Origin of the sequence: Blastochloris tepida (assembly GCF_003966715.1) — a bacterium.
In the GTDB taxonomy this organism is placed as follows: domain Bacteria; phylum Pseudomonadota; class Alphaproteobacteria; order Rhizobiales; family Xanthobacteraceae; genus Blastochloris; species Blastochloris tepida.
Genome location: NZ_AP018907.1, coordinates 3,431,368 through 3,446,302 on the forward strand (window position 1 = coordinate 3,431,368; position 14,935 = coordinate 3,446,302).

Genomic DNA, 14,935 nt, shown 5'->3' on the forward strand with positions numbered 1-14,935 from the left:
GTTTCGCGCGCGCGAAGAAGCCCCCGACCCCTCCCCGCCATTCACTGCGTTCATTGGGCAGGGGAGAAATGGGGGGAGGGGAGCAGGCCGCGGGCCTGTCCCGGCCGTTCCCCGTTGTGCTCGTGGGGAGAAGAGGCGCCCCTTTCTCCCCTCCCCCCGCGAGCTTTGCGAGCGGTGGGGAGGGGTCGGGGGTGGGGGGCTCTTCGCGGGGCGAAGACCGTCGCTAGCCGCATGGCCGGGCTGCCGGCGATGCCGGAGGGTCGCTCTTGTTGGCGGGACCGCAGATCATTACGAACATATGTTCAAAATACCGCGTGCCGGGTACCGCGCGCTGCGGCCGGTCGCCCCGGCCGGTCATCCTTGGCCGGTCACCCTTGGCCGGGGAGGCTCGATTGACGATGTCGCCGGATCCCGTTCCCGCACCGCAACCCTTGACGGCCGGAACCGTCCCATCCCACGCCGGCTGCCTTCTCTGCGGCGACCGCAATCCGTTGTCGCTGAAGCTGCGGTTCACGCCCGATGGCGCCGATGGCGTGCAGGGGTCGTTCGCCTGCCGCGAGATCCTGCAGGGATATGACGGCATGGTGCATGGCGGCGTCATCGCCGCGCTGCTCGATTGCGCGATGACGCATTGCCTGTTCCATCACGGCATCGAGGCGGTGACGGCCGATCTCCAAGTCCGTTATCGCCTTCCGCTGTCCTGCCGGGCGCGGGTCGATCTCCGGGCGCGCTTCGTCCAGTTTCATCCGCCGCTCTACCGGCTCACGGCCGAGATCCGGGTCGGCGATCAACTCGTCGCCCGCGCCGCGGGCGCGTTCATCGACGCGGCGCGCCGGCCGGCGCCCGTCGGCAACGGAACTTGACGCTGCGTCCGGCTGACCGGACTGGATTTCGCATGGCGTCCGCGCGCAAGGCGAGGCGGCGGCAACCGCTGCTGGCCGGTGACGCACGGAAACAGTATTGTTCTGCATGCCGATCCTCACCGTCCTGTTCGCCCTCGCCGCGGTACTGGCCGCCGCGCTCGGCATCGCGGCCCTGCTCACGCGGCGGGCGACCCGCCGGCTGGAGGCGCGCTTTCCGTCCACCGGCACCCGGGTCGATGCCGGCGGCGGCACGATCCACGTGCTCAGGTTCGGGTCCGCCCCGGCGCCGGACCGGCCGGCTGTGCTGCTGCTGCACGGCGCGCCCGGCTCGGCCGCCGACCTCAAGGCACTGGGCGAGCGCCTGACCCACGGCGCCGCGGCGCTGCCGGTGCTGGTTCCCGACCGGCCGGGCTCGGGCTGGAGCGGCCGGCCGGGCGGCGACGCCGATGCCGCGCTCGGCCGCCAAGCCGCACTGATTCGCGGCGCGATGCAGGCGCTGGGCGCCCGCCGGGTGCTGATCGTCGGTCATTCGTTCGGCGGCGCGGTGGCGCTGCGCTACGCGCTCGACCATCCGGACGAGGTGGCCGGGCTGGTGCTGGTCAATCCCGCCACCCATCCGCGCCCCGGCGGCCTGAAGCGGGTCCAGGCGGCGGCCGAGGCGCTGCTCACCGGGCCGCTGTTCACCCACACGCTGGCGACGCCGCTGAGCCTCGCCGCGCTCGAGAAGGCGACCGCGCGCATGTTCGCGCCCGAGCCGCTGCCCGCGGGCTATCTCGACGCCAGCGCCCTGGCGCTGGCGATGACGCCGGAGCGCTTCCACCACACCATGCAGGATTTCATGCGGCTGCGCGGCGAGCTGATCGCCCAGGCGCCGCGCTACCCGGCGCTCACGGCGCCGCTCACACTGATTCTCGGCACCGCCGATGCCGTCGTGCCGCCGGCCGATCACGGCGAGGTGCTGGCGCGGCAGCTGGCGGGGCGGGCCGCCCCGGCGGTGCGGGTGGTGCGGATCGAGGGAGCCGGCCACATGCTGCATCGCGGCCATGCCGGGCGGGTGGCCGAGGAGACCGGCCGGCTTGCCGGCGCGCTGCTGGCCGAGGACGTGCTGGCCCATGTGATGTCGGCGCCGATGTCGACGGCGATGTCGGAGCCGGCATCGGCGGCGCGGCCGGAATCGCCCGCGTGAGCGCCGGCCGGGACCGGATTTTGCGCGCCGAACGGCGAAGTTCGCGCCATCCGCGGTGCTGCGCACGGCGGATTTGCGCTCCAGGGTCGTATTCTGCGGATCGATGCGCGAAATCCGCCGCGCAGCCCGCCGCCCCGCCCGCCCCGGCGCGCCAGCAAACGCACCTGCCCGCGTCAGCAAACGGACTTGCCCGCGGCGAATGTCGCCTCTAAATGCTACTCTTCGATCGTGGCCGCGCAGGGATGCGGTCGGTTTCGGCTGGGAGTTTCCTTTGGCCGTCGTGTTACCGTTCGAATCCGCGCCCGAAGCCTCGATCGAGAGCCTCGTGCGGCTTGTGCAGCCCGACATGGAGCGGGTGAACGCGACGATTCTGTCGCGTACCGGCTCCGACGTCACCAAGATCCCCGAGGTGGCCAACCACCTGATCTCCTCGGGCGGCAAGCGGCTGCGTCCGATGCTGGTGCTCGCCACCGCCCAGATGTGCGGCTATCAGGGCGACGCCCAGACCAAGATCGCCGCCGCGGTGGAATTCCTGCACACCGCCACGCTGCTCCACGACGACGTGGTCGACGAGAGCGAGCTGCGCCGCGGCAAGGCCACCGCCCGCATGCTCTGGGGCAATGAGATGAGCGTGCTGGTCGGCGACTTCCTGCTCGGCCAGTCGATGCGGATGATGGTCGAGGTCGGCTCGCTGCGCTGCATGGAGATCCTCTCCACCGCCGCCGCGGTGATCGCCGAGGGCGAGGTGATGCAGCTCGCCGCCGCCAAGAACACCGAGACCACCGAGGACGCCTATCTCGCGGTGATCCGCTCCAAGACCGCCGAGCTGTTCGCGGCCGCCGCCGAGTTCGGCCCGGTGCTGGCCGGCCGCCCGAAGGCGGAGGAGGCGGCCTGCCGCTCCTACGGCACCAATCTCGGCATCGCCTTCCAGCTCGTCGACGACGCGCTCGATTATGGCGGCCGCGCCGCCGAGCTCGGCAAGAATGTCGGCGACGACTTCCGCGAGGGCAAGATCACCCTGCCGGTGGTGCTGGCGTTCCGCCGCGGCAATGACGCCGAGCGGGCGTTCTGGCGCAAGGCGCTGGAGCAGGGCGAGGCCGACGACGCCGCGCTCGAGACCGCGGTCGGGCTGATGCACAAGCACCGCGCCATCGAGGACACCTGCGAGCGCGCCAAGCACTACGGCGCCATCGCCACCGACGCGCTGGGCTTGTTCCCGGCCTCGCCGGTCAAGCGGGCGCTCGCCGACGCGGTGGCCTTCGCCATCTCCCGAGCGCATTGATTCGAACGGCCCCGGACGCTGACGCGTGGGGCCGTTGGTCTGGCTCCGAACTTCTTGCACCGACGAAAACGCCGGCCCTCGGGCCGGCGTTTTCGTTTGCCGTGGCGCGGTGGCCTGACCACCCGCCGGAGAACCGGATCACCCGTGCGGCCGGCCGCTCCGCCCGGCGGTGGCCGGCAGCGGCGCCAGATGGTCGAACGGAAGCTGCGGCAGCGCCGCGGCGTCGACCGTGAACAGCAAATGCTGCACCATCACCAGAGGCGGGAAGGTGCCGGGATCGCCCGGCGCGCCGCGTGTCACCGGGTCGGCCTTGTCCAGCCCGGCGAGCGGCGGCGTGCTGGCGAGGCCGACCGGCCGCGGATCGGTGGCGGGAAGCTCGGCGGCGGCGACCTCCAGCCGGGCGACCGGCAGGCTCACCGGCTCGGGCCGGGACGGCGCGGCCGCGGGTGCGGCGCCCGTGGCGTGGGCCGCCGCCCGCACCGCCAGCCCGGCACCGGGCCGCAGCAGGCTGCCGGTGACCTCCGGCGCCTCGGCCGGCGTCCAGCCCGACGCGGACCCGGGCGACGCGGAATTGGACGAGGCCGGATTGGGCGGGGCGAACAGGTCGGCCGCGGTCGGCGGCAGGCGGACGATGTCGGGCCGCACCGCCGCCAGCGCCCCGCCGAACAGCAGCGGCACGGGGGCGCTCGCCGCTTGCGTGGGGCCGGCGCCGCTGGAGGCGCCGGTCTGCGCCGACCAGCCCGGCGCCAGCAGCATGATCGCCACGCCGAGCGCCACCGGCAGGCCGGCCGCCGCCACCAGCGCCGCCGCCCGCCGCCGGTGCGACGGCTGCGACGCGGCCTGACGCGGCGCGCGCCCGGTCGGCGCGGCGCGCGAGGGCTCGAACCGCGGGGGCTTGCCCCTTGAAGGATTGGAGCGGGACGCCGTGGACTGCAACGTCATGGACCGGAACGTCATGGAAGATGACTCCATGGCAGACGAATCCGTGGGCAGGCGAATCCGGGGCAGAGGAATCCGGGGCAGGCGAATCCGGGAACGTGAATTCATGAGACGCAACGCAAAATTCTCGATCCGGCCGCGACGTGCCGCGGCCCGCACCCGAGTGTCGGCGATCATCATTGCCGTGGCGTTAATGGCGGTGGCCGGGTGCGGCATCCCGCCGATGCCGACATGACGCCGGCACGGCCTGACCGGCACGCTCGCGAACGGCAGATGACCAGAACACGTGATCCGAACACGGGATCAGTATTCGTCCCCCGGCCACACCGGCCGGAGACCGTTTGGGAGGCTCGCACGCCAACCGGGCGATTTGGCGGCAAGGACGGCGGACCCGGCGCACCCCGGCGATGCGCCCGGCGCATGCGGCGCCGCTCTCCGCGCGTCCGTCAGCGGCCCGGCGCGCCCGCCGCGGTCTGCGGCGCGGCATGCACCAGCCGCGGCACCGTGCGCTCGTCGATCGACACGCTCTTGACCAGCGCCTGCACCTCGTCGCCGACATCGAGGCCGAGGGCGGCGAGCGCCAGCCGCGTGGCATAGGCATGGACCCGCTCGCCGCCGGCGAGCGCCACCGTCACCAGCGCGAACGGGCCGCCATCGGTCTCCACCCGCTCCACCGTGCCGAACAGCACGGTGCGCACGCTGACGCCGCCGGGCCGGCCGACCGCCAGCGTCACATTGGTCGAGCGCACGGCGATGCGCACCGGCCCTTCGGCCGGCTCGATGCGGCCTGGCACCACGATCTCGCCGGCCGGGTGCTCGACCAGCGTCACCGCGAACTCGGGATCGAAGCGCTTGACGCGGCCGGTGATCACCGACACCGCCTCGAAACGGTCGGCGGCGGTGGCATAGAGGGTCGGCGCCAGCACCTCGGCCGGCGGGCCGATCGCCGTCGCCTTGCCCCCTTCGAGCTTCACCACCCGCGCGGCGAGGCGCGCCACCTCCTCCACCGCGTGCGACACATAGACGATGGGAATGGCGAACTCGTCGCGCAGCCGCTCGATGAACGGCAGCACCTCCAGCTTGCGCTCGGCATCGAGCGAGGCCAGCGGCTCGTCCATCAGCAGCAAACGCGGGCTCGCCAACAGCGCCCGGCCGATGGCGACGCGCTGGCGCTCGCCGCCCGACAGCGTCATCGGCCGGCGGTCGAGCAGATGCGAAATGCCGAGCACCTCGACCACCGGATCGAACGCCACCACCCGGCCGGCGGCCGGGGTGAAGAAGCGGCCGTAGGTGAGATTGGCGCGCACCGACAGATGCGGGAACAGTTGGGCATCCTGGAACACCAGGCCGAGCCGGCGGCGGTGCGGCTTGAGATCGATGCCGCGGCCGGTGTCGAGCAGCACCGTGTCCTCGACCTCGATGCGGCCGCGCTGCGGCCGGGCAAGGCCGGCGAGCAGGCGGATGACGGTGGATTTGCCCGAGCCGGAATGGCCGAACAGCGCGGTGATGCCGCCCTCGGCCGCGAAGGCGACGTCGAGCGCGAACGCGCCCTGCACGTGGTGGCAATCGAAGCGGATCATCGTACGCCCCGCGCGCCGGGCCGCCGGCCCATTTCCAGACGACGGGTCATCGCGTCACTCGACCCGCACGCCGCGACGGTCGCTGCGGCGGGCCATGATCTCGGAGGCGACCAGCGCGGCGAGCGAGATGACCACGGCGACCAGCGACAGGCGAAGCGCCGCCATCTCGGCGCCGGGCACCTGGGTGTAGCCATAGATGGCGGCCGGAATGGTGCGCGTCTCGCCGGGAATGCTCGACACGAAGGTGATGGTGGCGCCGAACTCGCCCAGCGCCTTGGCGAAGCACAGCACCGCCCCGGCGATGACGCCGGGCAGCGCCAGGGGCAGCGTCACGGTGACGAACACCCACAGCGGCGGCGCGCCGAGCGTGGACGCGGCCTGCTCCAGCCTTGTATCGACCGCCTCGATGGTCAGGCGGATCGCCCGCACCATCAGCGGAAAGCCCATCACCGCGCAGGCCAGCGCAGCACCCGTCCAGCGGAACGAGAACACGATGCCGAACGTGCTCTCCAGGAAGCTGCCGACCGGGGCGCGCCGGCCGAAGGTGAGCAGCAGCATGTAGCCGGTGACCACCGGCGGCAGCACGAGGGGCAGGTGCACCAGCCCGTCGAGCACGGTCTTGCCGGGGAAGCGGCCGCGCGCCAGCAGCAGCGCCACCAGGATGCCGAACGGCAGGCTGGCGAGCGTCGCCACGCCCGCCACCTTGAGGCTGAGCTGGATCGCCACCCATTCGTCTGCGGTCAGTGTCCCCATCGGCCGGGGGCGTCCTTCGTTATTCGGGTTCCGGCTTGATCAACCGGAACCCGAATTATGTCCAGCGGCCGCCCTCAGGCCGGGGCAGCCACGGCAGGTGTCATACGGTTTCCGGCCGATCAGGCCTTCGAGCCGTATTCCGATCGCCGAAAATCTCGTTATCGAACAAAAGGTTTTCGGCGAGGCTGTTTCCGGTATCCCGAAGGGATCAACCGGAAACCGTGTCACGTCTTCGGCACGATGGTGAAGCCCTCGCCGGTGAGGATCTTTTCGGCGGTGGGCGAGCGCAGGAAGGCGAGGAAGGCCGCGGCGTCCGGATTGGCCGAATTGGCGGTCAACGCGATCGGATAGAGCACCGGGTCGTGGCTGCCTTCCGGGAAGGTGCCAACCACCTTCACCTTCGGCTCGGCCTTGGCGTCGGTGGCATAGACGATGCCGAACCTGGCCTCGCCGCGGGCGACCAGCGCCAGCGCCGCACGCACGCTCTCGGCCCCGGCGATCTTCGGCTCGATCGCCTCCCACACGCCGAGCGCGCTCAGCGCCTGCTTGGCGTAGTTGCCCACCGGCACGGCGGGGATGGCGCCGGTGGCGAGGCGCGAATCGCCGATCGCGTCGGCGAGCGGGAAGTCCTTGGCGATCTTGAGGTCGGTCGCGGCGTCGAGCGGGGCGATCAGCACCAGCGCATTGCCGAGCAGGGTCTCGCGGCTGCCCTCCTTGATCAGCTTCTTCTCAGCGGCCCAATCCATCCAGCGCAGGTCGGCCGAGGCGAAGACGTCGGCCGGCGCGCCCGATTCCATCTGGCGGGCCAGCGCCGAGGAGGCGGCGTAGGAGAACGACACCTTCTTGCCGGTCGCCTTCTCCCATTCGGCGCCGATGGCGTTGAAGGCGGTGGTCAGGCTCGCCGCGGCGAACACCAGCACCGGCTTCTGCTCCGTCGGCGCGGCCGGCTCGGCTGCTTTGGCCGGCTCCTTGCTCTTGGCGTCCTTGGCGAGCGACGGCAGCGAAGGCTGGAGCGCCAGCGCGAGAAGGCCGGCGAGGGCGACGGAGGCGATGCGGCGGGAGGGTGTCCAAGCCATGGGATATCCTTTCGTGATGCGCTATTTTCTAGCGAATATAGCGGGCGGCGCAACACGGCGGAAGCTCGGCTGAAAGGGGCGCGCCAGCCGCGCCCGCTCGGCCGTTTCCCTTCTGCCTTTTCTTCGTGCAAACCACCGGCCCAGCCTTGCCGCCGCCGCGGGCCGCGGGTACCTCTCGCCTCACCACCGCTTGGAGGTGCATCCGATGGCGTCCGACTCCCGCAGTGCCGATCACCCCCGCAGTGCGCCCGACGCGCGCGTCACCCGGCGGCTGGCCTTCCTCATCACCGGCTACGAGCCGCTGCCGCCCGAGAAGCAGCACGCCCGCTTCGTGCGCGAGATCGGCCGGTTCGAAACCACCTGGGGCGTCAAGGCCAAGGTGTCGGAGGCCGAGGGGCTCGACCAGCCGGTGCCGCGCTGGACGGTCGAGACGGTGGCGCCGGGCTGGACGGTCGACACCGAGCTCCGGCTGTTCGACTGGCACGAGGTGGTGGCGGCCGATTTCAGCCGCACCGAGCCGCGCCGCATCCTCGACGGGGTGATGGCGCTGGCCGATTTCGTGCTCACCGGCACGCTGTTCCGCTACGCCCGCTGCAATTTCCGCTACGCTCTGTTCTTCCTCTATCCGCTGGTGCTGCTGGGGCTGATCGCCGCCGCCGGCATCTATTCGGGCATCTGGTATGCGGGGAAGGCCCATACCGCGCCGCTGCTTGGCTTCCCGGCCGGCTTCACCGTGTCGTGGATCCTCTACCGGCTGGTGCGCAACCGGCTGTTCCTCGCCTATATCCTCGACGACTGGTCGTTCGCCCGCGACCTGGTGCGCGCTCGCCGGCCCGATCTCGACGCCAGGCTCGACCAGTTCGCGGCCTCGATCATCGAGGCCCTCGCCACCACCAAGGCCGACGAGGTCGTGCTGATCGGCCACAGCCTGGGCGCGGCGCTGATGGTGGAGGTGCTGGCCCGCGTGCTGGAGCAGCGGACGGGTGCAACGCCGCAGCCGGCCGAAACGGCGCCGCAGAGCGAATCAACGCCGCCGCAGAGCGCGCCCGCGGCGGCGCAGCGGCCGTTGGCGTTGATGACCTGCGGCTCCTCCATCCTCAAGATCGGCCTGCACCCGGCGGCCCGCCGGTTGCGCGAGGATGCCGCGGTGGTCGCCAACAATCCCAAGGTGTTCTGGGTCGAATATCAGGCGCTGGTCGACATCATCAATTTCTACAAGTGCAATCCGGTGCGGGAGATGGGCGTGAAGGCCGATCGACTGCCGGAAGTGCGCACGGTGCGTATCCGCAACATGCTGAAGGAGGAGACCTACCGCCGGTTCCGCGGCGACTTCTTCCGCATGCACCGCCAGTTCGTGATGGGCAACGAGCGGCGCTACCATTACGACTACTTCATGATCCTGTGCGGCCCGGTGCCGCTGGAGACGCGGGTTTTGTCGCCGGATGCGGCGATGGCCGCAGTTTGTGCGGAAGGGGCGGCTGCCGCCCCGGTGGCCGGGGCCGCGTCATGACGCCGGATCTCGCCAAGATCCTGTGGCTGGTCGGCGGCGTCGGCTGGTATGTGATCCGCTTTCCCTATGAGCGGCGCAACAAGCGCAAGAACAGGATCGTCAAATCCCAGTTCGACATCCGCGAAACGCTTCTACTCGCCTGCTCGTTGTCGGGGCTCGGCATCGTTCCGCTGATCTATGTCTTCACGGGATTTCCCGCCTTCGCCGATTATCCCTTCCGGTGGCCGCTGGCGGCGGCCGGCGCGCTGGTGATGGTGGCGGCGCTGGCGATGTTCCGGCTGAGCCATCGCGACCTCGGCCGCAACTGGTCGGTGAGCCTGGAGTTGCACGACTCCCACAGCCTCGTGACCGAGGGAAGTTATCGCTACGTTCGCCACCCGATGTACACGGCGTTCTGGCTGTTGGCGCTGGCGCAGGTGCTGTTGCTGCCGAATTGGATCGCAGGTCCGGCCGGTCTTGTCGGTTTCGGCATCCTGTTCTTCGGCCGGATCGAGCGCGAAGAGGCGATGATGCTGTCGATCTTCGGCGACCAATATCGCGAATACATGAAGCGTACGGCGCGCATCTTTCCGGGGCTGTACTGACGCGGCGGCAGCCGCGCGTGGCGCGGTGGCAACAGGTTGCCAGCGAACGCCCCCCGGCCCGCATCGGCGCTGGCGTTTCCTGCCGCCGGTGGAGTATGAGGGATTCGCCCAGTGCAACCTCCCGGCGGTTACGGATTCGTCAGAACATGCTCGGATTCCAGCGGTTTTTCTTCGCGGTCGGCGCCTTCGCCTGCTTCGCTCTCGCCACCGCCCAGGCCGCCCCGCCGGCGCAGACCACCGAGACCCGGGTCTATCTGCTGCGCGGGCTCGCCAACATCTTCTCGCTCGGGCTCGATGATCTCGCCGACAAGCTGTCGCGCCGCGGCATCCACACCGCGGTCGCCAACCACGCCGACGCCGACGCGCTCGCCGATGAGATCATCGCCCGCCGCGCCGCCGGCTGGCGCGGGCCGGTGGTGCTGGTCGGTCATTCGCTGGGCGCCGATGCGGTCTATCCGATGGCGGCGCGGCTGGCCGCGGCCAAGGTGCCGGTGTCGCTGGTCGTCAGCTTCGACCCGGTCGGCTACCAGACGGTTCCGCGCAACGTCGCCAAGGCGGTCAATTACTACCTGTCGGGCTGCTGCAATGCGGTTCGCGCCGGTGACGGCTTCAAGGGCTCGCTGACCAATTTCGACCTCGAGGGCAAGAGCGATCTCGGCCATCTCAACATCGAGAAGTCGCCCCAGCTCCATGAGGAGGTGATCGCCCGGATCGTCGCGCTCAAGGCGCCGCCGCGCAAGCGGACGACGCCGAGCCAGCCGGCGCCCGACACCGCCAAGGACGCGACCAAGCCGGCGACCGAGGTGACCGGCGCCGCCCCGGCATCGACCACCGCCGGCGTGCCGGCCGCAACTCCCGCGACGACGCACTGACCGTCCCGAAGGGCTGCGCACCCCAGACAGAACGGCCGGGCTCGGCGCCCTGCCAGGGCCGAATCAATCGGAAAGCCCGATTCGGCGTCTCGGCTATTGCCGGGAGCCTCCAGATGGCGGGTTCACAATGAAGCAACCGAGCCGATTCGGATCGGACGGGCGCTTAGGTATACTGATCGCGTCCCGTTTACTTCGGCCAAGAAACTAAACGAAGGCCAATAGCAGGCCATCGCAGCATCACAAGCCCGCAACACTTACACCGAGCGTCGTCTTTTTCGTGAATTCGGCGCTCAGCGTACGAAGCGACGTACCCGACCCCGCAACCCGGGCAGGAAAATTTGTCGCCTTCTTTGGTCGGGAATTCGTTGAGGTCCATGCTTCTTATGTAGCAAGGTACCTATATAAATTCTACGGCTGTTCCCAAGCTAGGTTTGAACTGGCCTGCTATTATTTGTTTTTGGGCTTTCTTGGAGCAGAACGGCCTCAGCTCGGGGTCTTGCGCCGCAGCCGCACCACCACGTCGACCCGTGCCACCTCATAGCCGGCCGGCGGCTCAGGCGTCCGCTCCAGCGCCACCTGGCTGGGCGCAATGTCCACCAGCTCGTTTTCCTGCTCCAGGAAAAAGTGGTGGTGGTCGTGGACGTTGGTGTCGAAGAAGGCGCGCGAGCCGTCGATCGCCAGTTCCCGCAGCAGGCCGGCTTCGGTAAACTGATGCAACGTGTTGTAGACGGTGGCCAGCGAAACCGGGAAGCGCGCATGCTGCGCCTCCTCGTGCAGAATCTCGGCCGAGATGTGCCGGTCACCCTTGGAGAACAGCAGCCAGCCCAGCGCCAGCCGCTGGCGGGTCGGCCGCAGGCCGGCATCCTTGAGCATCTGCCGCACGTCGTGGAACGGACAGCCGGTCCGCGCCTGATGGAGCATCGGATCCCGCAGGCGCGCCACCGGCAGGATTTCGCTGTCGCGCGATTGAGTCCGGTCGCGCGGCGCAACCTCGGTCTGGCGATTGAAGCGAGGGAGCTCGTTCATCGTCGGTTGGCTGTCCATTGGTCTGCGGTCGCCCGGCATCAACTCATCACACTGTAATTGCACGGCCCTCGGGCCTCACGACGGGTGACGATGCGTTGGGAGTCCGCTCGTTGCTGGAAAACATCATACGCAGCACGGCCGCGTCTTGCAACACGGTTGCAACAAGCGCTTTTTGCATGCCGCCGCTTCACGGCTGCATAACCTCGGCTGCGGCCGTCACCGGCTTTGATGACACCTTTTTCGTATGTTAGGAGAGCGCATCTGGGAGTGAAGGATGGCAGCGAATTCTGCAGTTAAGGCCGGGGGGAGCGATTTGCAGGCGTCTTCGATGGAGCGACGGTCGAGTTACGGCTACGAAGATCTGATCGCCTGCGGGCGAGGCGAGATGTTCGGTCCCGGCAATGCGCAATTGCCGCTGCCGCCGATGCTGATGTTCGACCGTATCGTCGAGATTTCGGAGGAGGGCGGCGAGCATGGCAAGGGTCTGGTCCGCGCCGAGCTCGACGTGAAGCCGGATCTGTGGTTTTTCGCCTGTCACTTCAAGGGCGACCCGGTGATGCCGGGCTGCCTCGGGCTTGACGCCCTGTGGCAGATGGTCGGCTTCTTTCTCGGCTGGCTGGGCTCGCCGGGCCAGGGCCGGGCGCTCGGCCTGGGCGAGCTGAAATTCAGCGGTCAGGTGCTGCCGAGCGTCAAGAAGGTGGTCTACGGCGTCGACTTCAAGCGAGTCATGCGCTCGAAGCTGGTGCTCGGCATCGCCGACGGCTGGCTGGCCGCCGACGGCAACATCATCTATCGCGCTTCGGATCTGAAGGTCGGACTGTTCCGTGCCGGCGAACCGGCCCCCCAGGGAGCCTGAGGTCCGACTGCCCTGTGCGGCGCCCGCGCCGCCAATGAGCGCTCAAGAGGCTCACCATGAGACGAGTCGTCGTCACCGGAATGGGGATCGTGTCCTCGATCGGCAACAATGTGCAGGAGGTCACCGCCTCCCTGCGCGAGGCGCGGTCGGGAATCGTGTTCGCGGAGGAATATGCCAAGCTCGGCTTCCGCTCGCAGGTGCATGGCGCGCCGACGCTGAATGCCGAGGAGGTGGTCGACCGCCGGGCGATGCGGTTTCACGGCGGCGGCACCGCCTGGAACCACGTGGCGATGGAGCAGGCGATTCGCGACGCCGGGCTGGAGGAGAACGAGATCTCCCACGAGCGCACCGGCATCGTGATGGGCTCGGGCGGCACCTCGACCAAGACCATCGTCGAGGCCGCCGACATCACCCGCACCAAGGGGCCCAAGCGCATCGGACCGTTCGCAGTGCCCAAGGCGATGTCGTCAACCGCCTCGGCGACGCTCGCCACCTGGTTCAAGATCAAGGGGATCAGCTATTCGATCTCCGCCGCCTGCGCCACCACCAACATCTGCATCGGCAATGCCTATGAGCAGATCAAGTGGGGCAACCAGGACATCGTGTTTGCCGGCGGCTGCGAGGATCTCGACTGGACGCTGTCGGTGCTGTTCGACGCCATGGGCGCCATGTCGTCGAAGTACAATGACCGGCCGCAGGTCGCCTCGCGTGCCTACGACGCCAACCGCGACGGCTTCGTCATCTCCGGCGGCGCCGGCGTGCTGGTGCTGGAGGAGCTGGAGCACGCCAAGGCCCGCGGCGCCCGCATCTATGGCGAGGTCGCGGGCTACTCTGCAACCTCGGACGGTGCCGACATGGTGGCGCCCTCCGGCGAAGGCGCCGAGCGGGCGATGCGGCTGGCCATCTCCCAGGTCAAGTGCCCGATCGACTACATCAATCCGCACGCCACCTCGACGCCGATCGGCGACCTCAAGGAAATCGAGGCGCTGCGCGCGGTGTTCGGCGCCGATAAGTGCCCGCCGATCTCGGCCACCAAGTCGCTGTCGGGGCACTCGCAGGGCGCAACCGGCGTCCACGAGGCGATCTACTCGCTCCTGATGATGAACAACGGCTTCATCTGCGAGAGCGCCAACATCGAGGAGATCGATCCCGCCTTCGCCGACATGCCGATCGTTCGGCAGCGCATCGACAATGCCAAGATCGGTTGCGTGCTCTCCAACGGGTTCGGCTTCGGGGGAACCAACTCGTCCATCATTCTGAAGCGGCTCGATGCCTGACCGGTCGGCACCACGCGCGCCGGGGCCGCGTTGGCGCCGGCGGGGCGGGCCGGCCGGCGGACATCGATAGCCGCCGAAAAATCTTTGGACACGGTCAGGACAGACGCTTTCCGTCACGCAGGTGTCGCACGCGCGCGGCACCACAGACCGATACGCTCAGCGGGATGGAAGGCAGCACATGGGAATCGTGGGCATGAACGGGCTCCTGCACGGCAAACGCGGTCTGGTGATGGGGGTGGCCAATGATCACTCCATCGCCTGGGGCATCGCCAAGACGCTTGCCGCGCACGGCGCTTCCCTCGCCTTCACCTATCAGGGCGAGGCGCTCGGCAAGCGGGTGAAGCCGCTTGCCGCCAGCGTCGGCTCCGACGTGGTGCTGCCGTGCGACGTCGAGGACCTCTCGACCGTCGATTCGGTGTTCTCGCAGCTCGGCGCGCTGTGGGGCAGCCTCGACTTCGTCGTCCACGCCATCGCCTTTTCCGACAAGAGCGAGCTGAAGGGCCGCTACGCCGACACCACGCGCGAGAATTTCGTGCGCACCATGGTGATCTCGTGCTTCTCCTTCACCGAGATCGCCAAGCGCGCCGCCGCGCTGATGCCGGCCGGCGGCTCGATCATCACCCTCACCTATGGCGGCTCGACCCGGGTGATGCCCAACTACAACGTCATGGGCGTGGCCAAGGCGGCGCTGGAGGCCTCGGTACGCTACCTCGCGGTCGACTACGGGCCGCGCGGCATCCGCGTCAACGCCATATCGGCCGGCCCGGTCCGCACGCTGGCCGGCGCCGGCATCTCCGATGCCCGGCTGATGTTCAACTACCAGAAGCGCCACGCGCCGCTGCGCCGCACGGTGACGACCGAGGAGGTCGGCGGCGCCGCGCTCTACCTGCTGTCGGACCTGTCCACCGGCACGACCGGCGAGGTCCATTTCGTCGATTCCGGCTACAACATCATCTCGATGCCGCACCCCGAGGCGCTCAAGACCGTGGATGCGGCCGAGGAGGCTGCCGAAGCGCGCGAGGCCGCCGAGGCGAAGGCCGCCGCCGGCCACGCCGCGGAGTGATGCGGAACCGGGCGATCACGCCGTGATCCCCAAGACGTGATCCCCAAGGATCCAATCCCCAAGGATCG

General features: G+C 69.3%; 14 protein-coding genes. 9 read left to right on the top strand and 5 right to left on the bottom strand.

Annotated elements, in window-relative coordinates; translation table 11 throughout:
• The first annotated feature begins 269 nt into the window (after nt 1-269).
• From BLTE_RS15575 to BLTE_RS15585, 3 genes are all read left to right on the top strand, one after another.
• On the top strand, nt 270-863 hold the full coding sequence (locus tag BLTE_RS15575; protein WP_197723241.1) for a PaaI family thioesterase: 594 nt from the start codon (nt 270-272) through the stop codon (nt 861-863).
• A gap of 106 nt (nt 864-969) precedes the next feature.
• Nucleotides 970-2,049, top strand: coding sequence for an alpha/beta fold hydrolase (locus BLTE_RS15580; protein WP_126401549.1), 1,080 nt, complete (start codon nt 970-972; stop codon nt 2,047-2,049).
• Nucleotides 2,050-2,320: 271 nt separating this feature from the next.
• Nucleotides 2,321-3,331 (top strand): polyprenyl synthetase family protein, encoded by a 1,011-nt coding sequence (locus BLTE_RS15585; RefSeq protein ID WP_126401550.1) that lies wholly within the window; start codon nt 2,321-2,323, stop codon nt 3,329-3,331.
• Nucleotides 3,332-3,469: 138 nt separating this feature from the next.
• Here the strand turns inward: BLTE_RS15585 and BLTE_RS18195 are convergent, their stop codons facing one another.
• The 4 genes from BLTE_RS18195 to modA form a co-directional block, all read right to left on the bottom strand.
• Entirely contained in the window at nt 3,470-4,288 is an 819-nt protein-coding gene (locus BLTE_RS18195) for a hypothetical protein (RefSeq protein WP_160140645.1), read from the bottom strand.
• 428 nt (nt 4,289-4,716) lie between these two features.
• Nucleotides 4,717-5,850, bottom strand: coding sequence for a molybdenum ABC transporter ATP-binding protein (modC, locus tag BLTE_RS15595; protein ID WP_126401552.1), 1,134 nt, complete (start codon nt 5,848-5,850; stop codon nt 4,717-4,719).
• A 54-nt stretch (nt 5,851-5,904) separates the two neighbouring features.
• Nucleotides 5,905-6,603, bottom strand: coding sequence for a molybdate ABC transporter permease subunit (gene modB / locus BLTE_RS15600; RefSeq protein WP_126401553.1), 699 nt, complete (start codon nt 6,601-6,603; stop codon nt 5,905-5,907).
• A 224-nt stretch (nt 6,604-6,827) separates the two neighbouring features.
• Nucleotides 6,828-7,679 (bottom strand): molybdate ABC transporter substrate-binding protein, encoded by an 852-nt coding sequence (gene modA, locus BLTE_RS15605; RefSeq protein WP_126401554.1) that lies wholly within the window; start codon nt 7,677-7,679, stop codon nt 6,828-6,830.
• Between the two features lie 205 nt (nt 7,680-7,884).
• Between modA and BLTE_RS15610 the strand changes: the two genes are divergently transcribed.
• The 3 genes from BLTE_RS15610 (at nt 7,885) to BLTE_RS15620 (ending at nt 10,645) form a co-directional block, all read left to right on the top strand.
• Nucleotides 7,885-9,189 carry an alpha/beta fold hydrolase gene (locus tag BLTE_RS15610; protein ID WP_126401555.1) on the top strand — a complete coding sequence of 435 codons (1,305 nt, stop codon included), beginning with the start codon at nt 7,885-7,887 and terminating at the stop codon, nt 9,187-9,189.
• Nucleotides 9,186-9,773: a protein-S-isoprenylcysteine O-methyltransferase gene (locus BLTE_RS15615; protein WP_126401556.1), complete on the top strand. Its 588-nt coding sequence runs from the start codon at nt 9,186-9,188 to the stop codon at nt 9,771-9,773. Before BLTE_RS15610 ends, BLTE_RS15615 begins: the two co-directional genes overlap by 4 nt.
• A gap of 146 nt (nt 9,774-9,919) precedes the next feature.
• On the top strand, nt 9,920-10,645 hold the full coding sequence (locus tag BLTE_RS15620; protein ID WP_126401557.1) for an alpha/beta hydrolase family protein: 726 nt from the start codon (nt 9,920-9,922) through the stop codon (nt 10,643-10,645).
• Nucleotides 10,646-11,128: 483 nt separating this feature from the next.
• Here the strand turns inward: BLTE_RS15620 and irrA are convergent, their stop codons facing one another.
• Nucleotides 11,129-11,566 (bottom strand): iron response transcriptional regulator IrrA, encoded by a 438-nt coding sequence (gene irrA / locus BLTE_RS15625; protein ID WP_244600242.1) that lies wholly within the window; start codon nt 11,564-11,566, stop codon nt 11,129-11,131.
• Between the two features lie 379 nt (nt 11,567-11,945).
• Between irrA and fabA the strand changes: the two genes are divergently transcribed.
• The 3 genes from fabA (at nt 11,946) to fabI (ending at nt 14,867) form a co-directional block, all read left to right on the top strand.
• Nucleotides 11,946-12,527 carry a 3-hydroxyacyl-[acyl-carrier-protein] dehydratase FabA gene (gene fabA / locus BLTE_RS15630; protein ID WP_244600018.1) on the top strand — a complete coding sequence of 194 codons (582 nt, stop codon included), beginning with the start codon at nt 11,946-11,948 and terminating at the stop codon, nt 12,525-12,527.
• A 56-nt stretch (nt 12,528-12,583) separates the two neighbouring features.
• A complete protein-coding gene (fabB, locus tag BLTE_RS15635; protein WP_126401559.1) occupies nt 12,584-13,804 on the top strand; it encodes a beta-ketoacyl-ACP synthase I in 1,221 nt (406 codons plus the stop codon).
• A 193-nt stretch (nt 13,805-13,997) separates the two neighbouring features.
• Nucleotides 13,998-14,867, top strand: a complete 870-nt coding sequence (fabI, locus tag BLTE_RS15640) for an enoyl-ACP reductase FabI (RefSeq protein WP_126401560.1) — start codon at nt 13,998-14,000, stop codon at nt 14,865-14,867.
• Nucleotides 14,868-14,935: the final 68 nt, after the last annotated feature.

Excerpts from the sequence above, each read along its gene's own strand:
- BLTE_RS15580 (WP_126401549.1), top strand. The coding sequence starts at position 970 with ATGCCGATCCTCACCGTCCTGTTCGCCCTCGCCGCGGTACTGGCCGCC.
- BLTE_RS18195 (WP_160140645.1), bottom strand. The coding sequence starts at position 4,288 with ATGACGTTCCGGTCCATGACGTTGCAGTCCACGGCGTCCCGCTCCAAT.
- modC (WP_126401552.1), bottom strand. The coding sequence starts at position 5,850 with ATGATCCGCTTCGATTGCCACCACGTGCAGGGCGCGTTCGCGCTCGAC.
- modB (WP_126401553.1), bottom strand. The coding sequence starts at position 6,603 with ATGGGGACACTGACCGCAGACGAATGGGTGGCGATCCAGCTCAGCCTC.
- modA (WP_126401554.1), bottom strand. The coding sequence starts at position 7,679 with ATGGCTTGGACACCCTCCCGCCGCATCGCCTCCGTCGCCCTCGCCGGC.
- BLTE_RS15610 (WP_126401555.1), top strand. The coding sequence starts at position 7,885 with ATGGCGTCCGACTCCCGCAGTGCCGATCACCCCCGCAGTGCGCCCGAC.
- BLTE_RS15615 (WP_126401556.1), top strand. The coding sequence starts at position 9,186 with ATGACGCCGGATCTCGCCAAGATCCTGTGGCTGGTCGGCGGCGTCGGC.
- BLTE_RS15620 (WP_126401557.1), top strand. The coding sequence starts at position 9,920 with ATGCTCGGATTCCAGCGGTTTTTCTTCGCGGTCGGCGCCTTCGCCTGC.
- irrA (WP_244600242.1), bottom strand. The coding sequence starts at position 11,566 with ATGCTCCATCAGGCGCGGACCGGCTGTCCGTTCCACGACGTGCGGCAG.
- fabA (WP_244600018.1), top strand. The coding sequence starts at position 11,946 with ATGGCAGCGAATTCTGCAGTTAAGGCCGGGGGGAGCGATTTGCAGGCG.
- fabB (WP_126401559.1), top strand. The coding sequence starts at position 12,584 with ATGAGACGAGTCGTCGTCACCGGAATGGGGATCGTGTCCTCGATCGGC.
- fabI (WP_126401560.1), top strand. The coding sequence starts at position 13,998 with ATGAACGGGCTCCTGCACGGCAAACGCGGTCTGGTGATGGGGGTGGCC.